Here is a 12,836-nt window from a genome sequence, read left to right on the forward strand (position 1 = left end):
TGCCGGACCGTGCCCGAGACCTATATCCCTAGCGAATTTGTGATCGGCCAACCCCGGAATTGTCCGCCGCACCAGCTGTCTTCCCGGTACGGTCGCGCCTCCGCGGCCAGAGGATACCCGCATGACAAGGTTCAATTCCACTAGGCTGTTGGCCACAACGACTTTGGTGCTGCTCCATCAGGGGCTGGCAATGGCGCAGATGCCGGCGCAGCAGCCGGATGCCAAGTCATTCAAGCTTGGCACACTCGACATCGTCGCCCTGCACGACGCCCAGTTCGTCAAGCCCAACGACGGCAAGACCTTCGGCCTCGATCACAGCCCCGCGGAAGTCGGCGAGCTGCTCAAGGCGGCGGGAGCGCCGAGCGATACCATCACGCTGAGCGTCGACGCCCTACTGGTCAAATCGAAGACCAGTGTCGTATTGATCGACACGGGTGTCGGGGGCGCGCTGCAGGACAGCCTGGCCAAGGCCGGCATCAAACCCGCTGACATCGGCGAGATATTGATCACCCATTCTCATCCCGACCACATAGGAGGGCTGGTCAAGGATGGCAAACTGGCTTTTCCCAACGCCACGATAAGGATGTCTGACGTGGAGTGGGATTTTGCCAAGTCCAACAAGGATGCGGCCGACATCGTCAAGGTCATCGCCGACCATGTGAAACCGTTTAAGGCCGGCGCCCAGGTCGCGCCTGGCATCACCTCGGTGGCGCTCAAGGGACACACACCCGGCCATGTCGGCTATCAGATAAAGTCCGGAAAAGAACGGCTGTTCGATATTGGCGACACGGTGCACAGCTCAATCATCTCGCTCGCCAAGCCGGACTGGGCCGTGGCCTTCGACGGCGACAAACCGGAAGGTGAGCAGAACAGGGCCAAGACCTTGGCCACGCTGGCCAAGGACGACGAGATGATCTTCGCACCGCACTTTCCGTTCCCCGGTATTGGGCAGATCGAGAAAGACGGCGACCACTTCAAATGGACGCCGAGCGACAAGCCCAAGTAGGATTGATTCCAGCCATAGAACTACCAGCTGCTTGAGGCTGAGCGCGAATGCGGTTGGCCTCAGACCGATGCTGCAAGCTCAGTCGCGAAGTTGCGATAGGAGTGCAGCGGGCGGCCCAGGATCCCTGTCAAACGCTCGACGTCGCCGGCCCCAGAAAGCATGCCGTCGGCGACATAGCGCTCGGCCATCAGGCGCATTTCATAGGCCATCCACTTGGGCATGATGTTCGCCAGATTCTGCTCGAACCCGGTAGGATCATCGCCGCCATAGGCAATCGGGCGGCCCAGGACATCCGACCAAATCGCCGCTACATCCGAGCCAGTCAGCGTATCGGGGCCGACCAGATTGATGATTTCGATCGGCAGCTTGCCCGGGGCCTGGTCACGACGGACCAGCTCGACGGCTGCGACCTCGGCAATGTCGCGGGCGTCGACCATGGCGATGCCCTTGGCTCCGATCGGCATCGGATAGATCCCATGGTTGAAGATGACATCCTTGATCATGAGTTCATTGTCGATGAAGTAGGCCGGGCGCAGGATAGTGGCGCTGAAGCTCATCTGTTCGATCATCCGCTCCGCGCCGGACTTCACGGCGAAATGCGGCACGTTGACGAAACGATCGCTGTGGATCACCGACAGGTAGACAACCCGCTCGACGCCCGACTCGCGGGCAATGTTCAGGGTGATGAGCGCCTGGGTGAATTCGTCCCCCGACACCGCGTTGAGCAGGAACAGTGTGTTGACGCCGGCAAACGCTTTGCGCAGCGAGTCGATATCGAGCAGCTCGCCTTGCACGACCTCTACAACGGCCGGAAAGTCAGCCTTCGAGATGTCGCGAACGAGGACGCGCACATCGGCGCCGCGCTTGACGAGCTGCTGGACGACTTGCCGGCCGACACGGCCGGTGGCGCCGGTAACGAGGATAGTCATGATTGTTTCTCCGAGTTGGGTTGCTTGACGACCCCAATATGAGTGGTTCACACATGGGCCAATAGGTGTGATATTTGAACGCAGCGTATCACTGGTGGAACACATGGATCTGCTTGCTCTCGCTGATTTCGTCATCGTGGCGCGCCACGGCGGCTTCGGGCGTGCCGCCCGCGCTGCCGCTCGCCCTAAGGCGACGCTGTCGCGTCGGGTCGCGGAGCTTGAGACCAGCCTTGGTCTGCGCCTGTTGGAACGCGGCGCACGCATGCTCAAGCTGACGGAGGAAGGGCGCGCGCTGTACGAACGTGCGGGTCGGCTGCTTACCGAGCTCGACGAGACAGCCGCAGCGATCTCCTCGGGAGGTGAAAGGCCGCGAGGCAGGTTGCGGATCAGCGCGCCACTGGTCTTTTCGCAGACCGCGATGGGAAAGATCGCCGCCGGGTTCGCCCTGAAGTATCCGGAAGTGAGGCTCGATGTGTCGACGGAAGACCGCTCCGTCGACATGATCGAGGAGGGATTTGATCTGGTGATCAGGGTCAATCCCGATTCGGATGACAGCCTCGTCGGACGAGTCTTCCTGCGCGATCGGCTGGTGGTCGTGGCAAGCCCTGACCTCGCGCGGCCGCCCGGACACCACCCCGCTCCCGCGGTCGTGCGCACGGCCGGCGATCGACCGATCTGGGCCGTGAAGACGCCCACTGGCCGGGCAACTATCGCGATCCAGCCAGTTCTGACCCTGTCATCGCTGATCATGGTCCGGGGTGCGGTGCGAGCGGGGGTCGGTGCGGGCCGCCTCCCCGTGTCGCTTGTCAGCCACGACATAGCCGACGGCTCGCTGATCCATTGGGGTGATGTCGAGGGAGGCGACATCACCTTGTGGGCGCTCTACCCGTCCAGGCGGCTGCTAAGCGCTCGGGTGTCCGCGTTCCTCGACTACCTCAAGCAGGCATTCCCGATGGGGACGCCCGATGAATTGGCCGCCTATGTCGGCAAGTGACGTGTAGAAAGCGGGTCGCCAACAGGGCAGCTTACTGCACGTAGCCATCGTAAAATTGAAAGCATGGTGATCCCGACAGGAATCGAACCTGTGACCTACAGATTAGGAATCTGCCGCTCTATCCTACTGAGCTACGGGACCACGCGGCCCGACACATAGCCGCTTCGGATCGTTTCGCCAAGAGGGCCGGCCGAACGCAATTCGGCCGGCGCTTTATAAGACCGGCCTCAGGCGGCTAGCGCCGTCTCCGCCAGTTTCACCCAATAGCTCATGCCGTGCGGGATGGCTTCGTCGTTGAAGTCGTAGGCCGGATTGTGGAGACCGGCGGTCTCGCCATTGCCGATGAAGATGAAGGCTCCAGGCCGGGCTTCCAGCATGTAGGAGAAATCCTCGCCGCCCATCACCGGCTGGATCTCGCGGTGCACCTGGGCATCGCCCGCCACGTCGGCGGCCACATCGCTGGCGAAGACCGTCTCATCCGCATGATTGAATGTCACCGGGTAGTTCGCGTCGTAGTCGACCTCGATCGTCGCGCCATAGGCGGTGGCAAGTCCCGCGCAGATGGCGCGGATCCGCTCTTCCGACTTCCTGGCCACTTCCTTCTTCAGCGTGCGCACGGTGCCGGCGATCTCGGCCGATTCCGGGATGATGTTGTAGGCGTCGCCGGCGTGGAACTTGGTCACCGACACCACCACCGCCTCGACCGGATCGGTGCTGCGCGAGGCGATCGTCTGCAAGGCGCCGACCAACTGGCTGGTGATGACGATCGGATCAATCGTGCCGTGCGGCATCGCCGCATGGCCGCCCCGGCCTTTCACGGTGATAGTGAATTCGGCCGTCGCCGCCATGATCGGGCCCGGACGGATGGCGAACTGGCCGACCGGCAGGCCGGGCATGTTGTGCATGCCGAACACTTTAGCGATGTCGAAACGCTCCATCATGCCGTCCTTGACCATCTCGTTTCCGCCGCCGCCGCCTTCTTCCGCCGGCTGGAAAATCACCGCCACGCAGCCCGTGAAGTTGCGCGTCTCGGCGAGATATTTCGCCGCACCGAGCAGCATCGCGGTGTGGCCGTCATGGCCGCAGGCATGCATCTTGCCCGGAACGGTCGACGCGTAGGGCTTGCCGGTGATCTCCTTGAGCGGCAGTGCATCCATGTCGGCGCGCAACCCGATTGTGGGGCCTTCCCCCTGACGGCCGCGAATGATGCCGACGACGCCCGTCTTGCCGAGGCCGGTCACCACATCGTCGCAGCCGAACTCTTTCAGCTTTTCGGTGACGAAGGCCGCCGTCTTGAAGACATCGAAGTTCAGTTCTGGCGTCTGGTGCAAATGCCGTCGCCAGCCGGCGACTTCGTCCTGCATTTCGGCGGCGCGGTTGAGGATCGGCATGATGGTTCCATTTCGTTGTTGGTGCAGCCGGCTTCAGCCTGGTGGTTTGCAATTGGGCGCGGGGTGCCTTGCAATTGTGATTGTCAGGCGCTTTGCCATGTTGGCGTCACATAGGGTAAATAGCACCGCAATAATGCGGTCCGGTTTTGAGGGTCGGATCCTTATGCTGGCGGTCACGTAATGAAATCTTACGGAGCCAGGGGCAATCAGGGCAAGAGGCGATTTCGGATTCGATCATGCGGTACAGGCATTTCCTCAAACTATTCCCGGCTGGCGCAATCATGCTGTCCGTCCTGGCTGGGCCAGCGCTGGCCAATCCGGTGGTGGTCTTCGACCTGAAGAGCGGCCAGATCCTGCAGCACCAGGATGCCTTCAAACGCTGGTATCCGGCCTCGCTCAGCAAGCTGATGACCGCCTATGTGACCTTCCGGGCGATCGCGGCCGGAGAAGTCCAGCTCGATTCGCCGATCAAGGTGACCAAACATTCCGCCGGCGAACCGCCAAGCAAGATGGGTTTCAAGCCCGGCTCGGTGATGCGGCTCGACAATGCGCTGAAGATGATGCTGGTCAAGTCGGCCAACGACATCGCCATGGCGGTCGGCGAGAATGTCGGCGGCTCGCAGGCCGCCTTCGCTGAAAGGATGAATGCCGAGGCGGCCAGGCTCGGCATGAACGGCACCCATTTCGTCAACCCGAACGGCCTTTACTCGCCCGACCAGTACACGACGGCACGCGACCTTTCGATCCTGGTGATGGCGATCCGCCGCGAGTTCCCGCAATATGCGCCGTGGTTCTCGATCGAGGGGCTCGCGGTCGGCAATAGGGCCATTCCGAACTACAATCTCCTGATCGGCCGGTATCCCGGCGCCGACGGCATGAAGACCGGCTTTGTCTGCCCGTCGGGCTTCAACATGATCGGGTCGGCGACCCGCAACGGACGTACGCTGGTGGCGGTCGTGCTTGGCGAGAAGTCGGCGGTCAGCCGCGCCGAAGCCGCGGCCAAATTGCTCGATCAGGGCTTTGACGCACCTGCCGCCGGGTCCACCACCGTCACCACGCTCGCTCCCTACGGTGATCTGATCTCGCCCAACGACATGCATGACGAAGTCTGCAAGAAGAAGAGGAAGGCGGAGCAGTCCGAGGCGCCGCCGCCGGCCGCCGCCAAGGACCAGCCTAAATCGCCCTATCGGGAGAAGCTCGACCATGTGCCGACACTGGTTGCCGTCGGCCTTGGCGGCGCCACGGGTCCGGCGCCGAAGGCGATCCTTGACGAGGGCGCGCAGGAATATGCCGACGTGCCAATCCCGACCTGGCGGCCCGACAAGCCGGTACCCGCCGGCACGGGCCCGAAAGTCGTGGGTGCCGCCGCCCAAGGCGACCAGCCGGCCAAGGTCGCGAATTAGAGCACGATCTAAAAAGTGAAATCCGGCTTTCGCGAGAGATCATGCCCAAATTAGAAGGCAGAACCAGATGAGCGGTTTCCCGATCCCAGTCTCGGTGCTAACCGGCTTTCTCGGCGCCGGCAAGACGACATTGCTCAACCGGCTCCTGAAGGATCCGGCGCTCGCCGACACCGCGGTCATCATCAACGAGTTCGGTGAGGTGGCGATCGACCACCTGCTGGTCGAGCAGGCCTCCGACGGCATCATCCAGCTTTCCGACGGCTGTCTGTGCTGCACGGTGCGCGGCGAACTTGTCGACACGCTGGCCGACCTGGTCGACCGGCTGCAGACCGGCCGTATCGCCCGGCTTGGCCGCGTCATCGTCGAGACCACGGGATTGGCCGACCCGGCGCCGGTGCTGCAGTCGATCATGGCCCATCCGGCGCTGGTCCAGGCCTTTCGGCTCGACGGCGTCATCACCCTGGTGGATGCGGTCAACGGCAATGCTACGCTCGATGCGCATGTCGAGGCGGTCAAGCAGGTCGCCGTGGCCGACCGCATCGTGCTCTCCAAGGCCGATCTGGCCACCGATCACGGCGACCTCGCCACGCTGCGCGCGCGCTTGCGGCAGATCAATCCCGGGGCGCGACTGCTCGATGCCGGGGAGGCGAAAACCGGGGTGGCCGCATTGTTCGACTGCGGTCTCTACAATCCTGCGACCAAGTCCGCCGACGTGCGGCGCTGGCTCGGCGAAGAAGCCGCGCATGATCACCACCACCATGACCATGACCATGAAGGGCATGACCATGCCCATCGCCACGATCAGCGCGTAAAAACCCATTCGCTGGTGCATGACGGGCCGGTGCCGTTTTCAGCCATCGAGATGTTCCTCGATCTCCTGCGTTCCACACATGGCGAGCACCTGCTGCGGATGAAGGGCGTCATCGAATTGCAGGAGGATCCGTCGCGGCCCTTGGTCGTGCATGGCGTCCAGAAGATCCTGCATCCGCCGGTGCGATTGCCGTTCTGGCCGGACAGCCAGCGCGGCACGCGGCTGGTGCTGATTACGCTCGACATGCCGGAAGACTATGTGCGCCGGCTGTTCGCCGCCTTCACCAACCGGCCGTCGGTCGACACGCCCGACCGCGCGGCGCTGGAAAACAATCCGCTGGCGATCGCCGGACGTTAGCCTCCTACGATTGGTATTCGCCGCGTTCGACCAGAAAGCGATGGCCACCGGACATCGCCGCCGTCTCGATCAATTGATGTCCGCTGTCGGCGCAGAAGGCAGGAATATCGATAACAGCCAGAGGGTCGGTGGTTTCGAGCCAGAGCCTGCTGCCGGGCTGCATCCCGGCCAGGCGCTTTTTCGCCTTGAGGACCGGCAAAGGGCAGTTCAGCCCCTTGAGGTCGTAGATAGCTATCAGTTCGGCCAAGGTGAAAACCTCAGCCGCCGAACATGCCGAGCAGCTTGTTCTTCAGCTTCGTAACCCGGCTTTCGTCGGCGCTCGCAGCCTGCGTCTCGGCTGCCGGCGCGGCCTCCGCCGGAGCCGCGATGGTCGCAGTGGCAACCGGAGCTTCCTTGGCGGCCTTGGCTGCTTCCTTCGCAGCCACGGCTTGCGCCTTGGCAGCTTCCTTTTCGGCCAACGCTTGCGCCTTGGCGGCCTCCTTCGCCGCTTTTGCCGCTTCTATGGCCGCCACCCGCTCTCGCTCGGCCTTCTCCTTGGCGGCCTTTTCGGCCTCGAGCGCGGCCATCTTGCGACCGGCGGGCGAATCGATGCGGCCCATGCGCGCCGTCTCGGTGACCGAACCGTCGGTGTTGAGCGACGGCGGATCGATCGGCACGCGCTCGCCACGCGCCCGGCGCTTGGACCAGTCGGAGACGATGCTGGCTTCCTTGATGCCGGCAATCGTCGGCTTGGGTGGCGGCACGCTGGCCTTGAGCGCGCTATTGAAGGCCGCGTCATAGGTGCTTTGATAGGCGTTATAGGCGCTCTTAAGCGAATCCGGCTGCGTGGTCGCCGGGCAGGGGCCGGTCGGATTGAAGGTCTGCCCATCGGGAGCGACCTGGTTGAAGACGTAGCGCTTCTCGCAGACGTCGACTTTCGGTGGCACCTTGGTGACCTCGAAATTGTCGTAGCCGACCTTGAGCATCTTCCAGAATTCGTAATTCGGGTCGTTGCGGTAGCGCGCCATGTTGGCGGCCGTCATGCGGAACGGAAAAGCCTGGATCTGGAACTCGGTCTGACCACCCTGGAAGGCGTCGCGGCCGAAGGCGTAGATCTGCTCGATCTGGGCGTCGGTCATCGAATAGCACCCCGACGACGAGCAGGCGCCGTGGACCATCAGGTTCTGGCCGGTGCGGCCATTGGCACGATCATAGGCGTTGGGAAAGCCGATGTTGAACGACAGATGGTAATTCGAGCGCGGATTCATCTGCGACGGGCGAACCGTGTAAAAACCTTCCGGCGCCTGGCGGTCGCCTTCGGTGTATTTCGGGCCAAGCTTGCCCGACCATTTGCAGATGTCGTAGCTCGCCACCATGTCGTAGCGGCCGTTGGTCTTGGCCTTCCAGATCTCGAGCTTGCCTTCTTCCTTGAAGATGCGCGCCATCACCGAAGAGGTGCGGACCATGCCCTTGGCTCTCATATCGGCAAGGATCTTGTCGGGCAGCGGCTTGTTGGCTTCCGGGGCAAAGTCCTTCATCGACGAATCGTTACAGCCCGCGACGGCAATCGAAGCGGCAAGAACTCCAGTACGGGCAAGCTTGGCAAACATGGGTAAGGCTATGTCTTTTCTTTCGGGCCAATGGCTTCGAAACGGCCACACCCGGATGCTGAACACTGACGGACCGTAGGCCCGTTAACCTTGAAAATTCCTTACCGCAAGGCTCGGCCAATCTCCCACGGTGATTTCATTGAACCGAATGGGGCGGCATTTTTGTGGCGAAATTGCTCATCGCCGCCACATTGGGCGTGGACAGGCAGCTTCCGTCAGCCCTGTTCCGCCGCCCAAGAGGCGTCAGAGGCTGCGGCCCATCGCCAGATATTTCTCGCGGCGCTGTTCGCGGAAATCGATGTTGGCGCCGGCGAATTCCTTCATCGTCTTGGCGATGAGATCGCCGGTCGCGGCAATCACCGTTTCGGGCGCGCGCTGGGCGCCGCCCATCGGCTCGGGGATGATGGCGTCGATGACCTTCAGTTCCAAAAGATCCTGCGCGGTGATCTTCATGTTGGTCGCCGCGTCCTTGGAGCGCGTCGTGTCGCGCCACAGGATGGAGGCGGCACCCTCGGGCGAAATCACCGAATAGATGGCGTGTTCGAGCATGTAGACGCGGTTGGCGGTGGCAATCGCGATGGCGCCGCCCGAACCGCCTTCGCCGATGACCACCGAGATGGACGGTACTTTCAGGCCAAGGCAGGCCGAGGTCGATCGGGCAATGGCTTCGGCCTGGCCGCGCTCCTCGGCGCCAACGCCGGGATAGGCGCCGGCCGTGTCGACCAGTGTCAAAAGCGGGATCTTGAAACGGTCGGCCAGTTCCATCAGCCGCACCGCCTTGCGATAGCCTTCGGGGCGCACCGAACCGAAATTGTGCTTCAGGCGGCTCGCCGTGTCCGAACCCTTTTCCTGGCCGAGAATCGCGATGGGCTCGCCGCGGAAACGGGCAAAGCCGCCGACGATCGCCTGGTCCTCGCCGAAATTGCGGTCGCCGGCGAGTGGCGTGAAGTCGCTGAACAGGCCCTTGATGTAGTCGATGCAGTGCGGCCGGTCGGAGTGGCGCGCCACCTGCACCTTCTGCCACGGCGTCAGCGCCTTGTAGAGTTCGCGCAGCGCGTCGCGCGAGCGCTTCTCGAGCCTGGTGATCTCATCGGCGACATCGACCGCCTCGCCGTTCTCGGCAAGCTTCTTGAGCTCGAGGATCTTGAGCTCAAGATCCTGCACCGGCTTTTCGAAATCGAGGTAATTGTACATGCTTGGGCGGACCGATACGTCGGAAGGCAATGACCGCGGAACCGTTGAAACCAAGGCTCCGGGCGGTGAAATGTCGTCCTCACATAGCGATATGAGGCCTAGTCGGCAAGCGGATGATGATCGTTGACCAACCGCACCAGCCGCTCTTCCAGCACATGGGTGTAAATCTGTGTCGTCGATATGTCGGCATGGCCAAGCAGTTGCTGAACGGCTCTCAGGTCGGCGCCGTTCTGTAGAAGATGGCTGGCGAAAGCATGGCGCAGCACGTGCGGCGAGATCTTGGCCGAGGCGATGCCGGCGCGCGCGGCCAATCCTTTCAGGTCACGGGCAAAGACCTGGCGCGAGAGATAGCCGCTGTCGGATGCCGCCGGAAACAGGAACGGGCTGTTGGCGAAAGCGGGCAGCTTGGCCCGGGCGTCAAGCCAGCTCCGCATCGCCGCACGCGCCTTGGCCGACAGCGGCACCATGCGTTCCTTGTCGCCCTTGCCGCGTACCATGAAGAAACGGTCATCGCGCTGCGCCACCGTCACCGGCAGGCCGACCAGCTCGGAAACGCGCAGTCCGGTGGCGTAGAGCACTTCGACCAGCGCATGCAGGCGCAAGGCCGCCAGCCTGTCGGCGTGACCGAGCCCGGCATCGCCGGCTTCCTGCGCGGCGCGATCGATCAGCCGGCCGGTTTCGGCCTCGCTCATCGTCTTGGGCAGCGGACGGCCTTTTTTCGGGCTGTCCAGCGTGCCGGTGGGGTCATCCGCGCGCAGGCCCTCGGCGTAGAGGAACTTGAAGAACTGGCGGATCGCCGACAGTTTGCGCGCCTGCGAGGTCGGCGCGAAGCCGCGCGCGGCGATATCGTCAAGATAGGCCCTGATGTCGGCGGCGCCGGCGCGGGCAAGTCCGCCATCGATCCCGCCGGAAGCATCCTCGAGATCGCGGCGATAGGAGGAAAGCGTGTTCTCCGCCGCTCCCCGCTCGGCGCTCATCATTTCCAGGAAGGCCTCGATGCGAGCGGCGCTGTTCATGTCCTTGAGGCGGTTCCGAGTCGGTCTTCTTGGGGTTCAGTTTTTCTTCGGATTGAGCTTTTCCGGCGGAATACGCACGCTCATCTCGGCTTTTTTCGGCTCGACGAACATCACCAGCGCGAACATCGTACCGTAGGCAATGCCGGCCAGAATCGCGAGGGTCACGACAAAGCGAAACAGTGTCGGCATTCAGTTCTCGCCCGTCTTCTTGTTCTGCGTTTCCAAACCCTGTGCCCTTATGGGACGCCTATCCGGCCAATTCAAGGAAGAAGCGGACCCCTGTTAGCAACTTCCGATGCAAGCGTCGCTCTGTCCATATCGGCCCATCGCACTTGGCACGCTTGACGCAAACCGGCTTTTCATGTCGATACGCCGGCAAAGAGGGCCGAAGAAACAGCCGATGAACGCGCTACAGGCAAATCCCCCAGGCGAGACCCATGCCGCGCTGCTTGGCCGGCTGGACAGCCGGTCCATCGTCTTTGTCGGGCTGATGGGCGCTGGCAAGACGGCGATCGGCCGCAAGGTGGCGACCATGCTTTCGCTGCCCTTCATTGACAGCGACCAGGAGATCGAAAGCGTGTCGCGGATGACGGTTCCGGAGCTGTTCGAGCGCTATGGCGAAACCGAGTTCAGGGCCCTGGAACAGCGTGTCATCCTGCGCGTGCTGGAAAACGGCCCGCAGGTTCTGTCGACCGGCGGCGGTGCCTTCATGAACGCGCAGACGCGCGAGGCCATCGCCGCCCATGGCGTCTCGGTTTGGCTGAAGGCCGAGCTCGACCTTCTGATGGACCGCGTTTCCAAGAAGCAGAACCGGCCGCTCTTGAAAAGCGCCGATCCCCGCGCCGTGCTGGAGCGGCTGATGGCGGAACGCTATCCGGTCTATGCCACCTCTGACGTCACCGTGCCGACCCGCGACGATCGCAAGGAGGTCATCGCGGCCGAGGTGATCGAGGCGCTCTGCCGGTATTTCGGCATCGATGCGATAGCCGCGACGGGCGAGGTCGAATCATGAGCGCGGATCAGCCAGTCACAGTCACAGTCGGTCTGGGCGACCGCGCCTACGACATATTGATCGGCTCCGGCCTGCTGTCGCGCGCCGGCGTTGAGATTTCGCGCCGGCTGCCGGGCACGCGCGCCGCTGTGGTGACCGACGAGAACGTCGCCGCCGCGCATCTCGATACGCTGAGGGCCGGGCTCGAGAAGAGTGGCATCCAGCCCGCGATCATCACGATGCCGCCCGGCGAAAAAACCAAGAGCTTTGCCCATCTCGAGGCGGTTGTCGACGGCGTCCTGGCCGCCAGGCTGGAGCGCGGCGACGTCGTCATCGCGCTTGGCGGCGGCGTCATCGGCGATCTCACCGGTTTTGCCGCCGGGATCGTGCGACGCGGCATGAATTTCGTGCAGGTTCCGACATCGCTTCTGGCGCAGGTCGATTCCTCGGTCGGCGGCAAGACCGGCATCAACAGCCCGCGCGGCAAGAACCTCGTCGGCGTCTTCCTCCAGCCCAGGCTGGTGCTGGCCGATACCGAAGTGCTCGACACGCTGCCGATCCGCGAATTTCGTGCCGGCTACGCCGAGCTTGCCAAATACGGGCTGATCGACCGGCCGGATTTCTTCGCCTGGCTGGAAGCGAATTGGGAAAAGGTGTTCGCCGGCGGACCGGAGCGGGTCGAGGCCATTGCCGAAGCCTGCCGTGCCAAGGCCGATGTCGTTGCCCGCGACGAGTTCGAGACCGGCGACCGCGCTCTGCTCAACCTCGGCCATACGTTCGGGCACGCGCTCGAAGCCGCCACGCGGTATGACGGGACGCGCCTCGTCCACGGCGAGGGGGTCGCCATCGGCATGGCGCTAGCGTACCGGTTCTCCTCTCGGCTCAATCTCGCCAGCCCCGACGACGCGGCCCGCGTCGAGGCGCATCTGCGTGCCGTCGGGCTGCCGTGGCGGATGGCCGACATTCCGGGCGACTTGCCCGATGCGGATGCGCTGCTTTCATTCATCACGCAGGACAAGAAAGTGTCGCGCGGCGCGCTGACCTTCATTCTGACGCGCGGCATCGGCGAGGCCTTCATCGCCAAGGATGTGCCGGCCCCGGAAGTGCTGGCGTTCCTCAGGGAAAACCATCCAGGCAACGGGAAAGCCGGCTGAG

At 63.3% G+C, this 12,836-nt stretch carries 13 protein-coding genes and 1 tRNA gene; 6 read left to right on the forward strand and 8 right to left on the reverse strand.

Translation table 11 applies throughout. The annotated features are described in order from the left end of the window. Nucleotides 1–121 precede the first annotated feature (121 nt). Nucleotides 122–1,006 (forward strand): MBL fold metallo-hydrolase, encoded by an 885-nt coding sequence (locus FJ543_RS10150; RefSeq protein ID WP_140874932.1) that lies wholly within the window; start codon nucleotides 122–124, stop codon nucleotides 1,004–1,006. Between the two features lie 59 nt (nucleotides 1,007–1,065). On the opposite strand, the gene FJ543_RS10155 is transcribed toward FJ543_RS10150, so the two are convergent. Beyond that, nucleotides 1,066–1,935 carry an NmrA family NAD(P)-binding protein gene (locus FJ543_RS10155; RefSeq protein WP_140875542.1) on the reverse strand — a complete coding sequence of 290 codons (870 nt, stop codon included), beginning with the start codon at nucleotides 1,933–1,935 and terminating at the stop codon, nucleotides 1,066–1,068. A gap of 103 nt (nucleotides 1,936–2,038) precedes the next feature. Here FJ543_RS10155 and FJ543_RS10160 point away from each other — a divergent pair, with 103 nt between their 5' ends. Next, nucleotides 2,039–2,929 carry a LysR family transcriptional regulator gene (locus tag FJ543_RS10160; RefSeq protein ID WP_140874934.1) on the forward strand — a complete coding sequence of 297 codons (891 nt, stop codon included), beginning with the start codon at nucleotides 2,039–2,041 and terminating at the stop codon, nucleotides 2,927–2,929. 64 nt (nucleotides 2,930–2,993) lie between these two features. Here FJ543_RS10160 and FJ543_RS10165 read toward each other — a convergent pair. Together FJ543_RS10165 and FJ543_RS10170 are read right to left on the reverse strand one after the other, a co-directional pair. Next, a tRNA-Arg gene (locus FJ543_RS10165) sits at nucleotides 2,994–3,070 on the reverse strand. An 86-nt stretch (nucleotides 3,071–3,156) separates the two neighbouring features. Next, the gene (locus FJ543_RS10170) at nucleotides 3,157–4,320 is read right to left on the reverse strand and encodes a M20 aminoacylase family protein (protein ID WP_140823995.1); all 1,164 of its coding nucleotides are present in this window, start codon (nucleotides 4,318–4,320) and stop codon (nucleotides 3,157–3,159) included. 236 nt (nucleotides 4,321–4,556) lie between these two features. Here FJ543_RS10170 and FJ543_RS10175 point away from each other — a divergent pair, with 236 nt between their 5' ends. Both FJ543_RS10175 and FJ543_RS10180 read left to right on the forward strand, forming a co-directional pair. Next, a complete protein-coding gene (locus FJ543_RS10175; RefSeq protein ID WP_015315489.1) occupies nucleotides 4,557–5,723 on the forward strand; it encodes a D-alanyl-D-alanine carboxypeptidase family protein in 1,167 nt (388 codons plus the stop codon). Between the two features lie 67 nt (nucleotides 5,724–5,790). After that, nucleotides 5,791–6,891: a GTP-binding protein gene (locus FJ543_RS10180; protein WP_140874936.1), complete on the forward strand. Its 1,101-nt coding sequence runs from the start codon at nucleotides 5,791–5,793 to the stop codon at nucleotides 6,889–6,891. A 4-nt stretch (nucleotides 6,892–6,895) separates the two neighbouring features. On the opposite strand, the gene FJ543_RS10185 is transcribed toward FJ543_RS10180, so the two are convergent. The 5 genes from FJ543_RS10185 to FJ543_RS10205 all read right to left on the reverse strand — a co-directional run bounded on the left by FJ543_RS10185 (nucleotide 6,896) and on the right by FJ543_RS10205 (nucleotide 10,879). Then, nucleotides 6,896–7,138, reverse strand: a complete 243-nt coding sequence (locus FJ543_RS10185; protein ID WP_015315491.1) for a sulfurtransferase TusA family protein — start codon at nucleotides 7,136–7,138, stop codon at nucleotides 6,896–6,898. Between the two features lie 10 nt (nucleotides 7,139–7,148). Further along, on the reverse strand, nucleotides 7,149–8,480 hold the full coding sequence (locus FJ543_RS10190; protein WP_140874938.1) for a murein L,D-transpeptidase family protein: 1,332 nt from the start codon (nucleotides 8,478–8,480) through the stop codon (nucleotides 7,149–7,151). Nucleotides 8,481–8,723: 243 nt separating this feature from the next. Further along, nucleotides 8,724–9,674, reverse strand: a complete 951-nt coding sequence (locus tag FJ543_RS10195) for an acetyl-CoA carboxylase carboxyltransferase subunit alpha (protein WP_140616795.1) — start codon at nucleotides 9,672–9,674, stop codon at nucleotides 8,724–8,726. 98 nt (nucleotides 9,675–9,772) lie between these two features. Then, entirely contained in the window at nucleotides 9,773–10,690 is a 918-nt protein-coding gene (locus FJ543_RS10200; protein ID WP_015315494.1) for a site-specific tyrosine recombinase XerD, read from the reverse strand. Nucleotides 10,691–10,726: 36 nt separating this feature from the next. Beyond that, nucleotides 10,727–10,879: a hypothetical protein gene (locus FJ543_RS10205; protein ID WP_015315495.1), complete on the reverse strand. Its 153-nt coding sequence runs from the start codon at nucleotides 10,877–10,879 to the stop codon at nucleotides 10,727–10,729. A gap of 211 nt (nucleotides 10,880–11,090) precedes the next feature. Between FJ543_RS10205 and FJ543_RS10210 the strand changes: the two genes are divergently transcribed. Both FJ543_RS10210 and aroB read left to right on the forward strand, forming a co-directional pair. Further along, nucleotides 11,091–11,702: a shikimate kinase gene (locus FJ543_RS10210; RefSeq protein WP_140874940.1), complete on the forward strand. Its 612-nt coding sequence runs from the start codon at nucleotides 11,091–11,093 to the stop codon at nucleotides 11,700–11,702. Then, nucleotides 11,699–12,835 (forward strand): 3-dehydroquinate synthase, encoded by a 1,137-nt coding sequence (gene aroB / locus FJ543_RS10215; protein WP_140874942.1) that lies wholly within the window; start codon nucleotides 11,699–11,701, stop codon nucleotides 12,833–12,835. Before FJ543_RS10210 ends, aroB begins: the two co-directional genes overlap by 4 nt. Nucleotide 12,836: the final 1 nt, after the last annotated feature.

The sequence above is a fragment of the Mesorhizobium sp. B2-5-7 genome, from assembly GCF_006440875.1.
In the GTDB taxonomy this organism is placed as follows: Bacteria; Pseudomonadota; Alphaproteobacteria; order Rhizobiales; family Rhizobiaceae; genus Mesorhizobium; species Mesorhizobium australicum.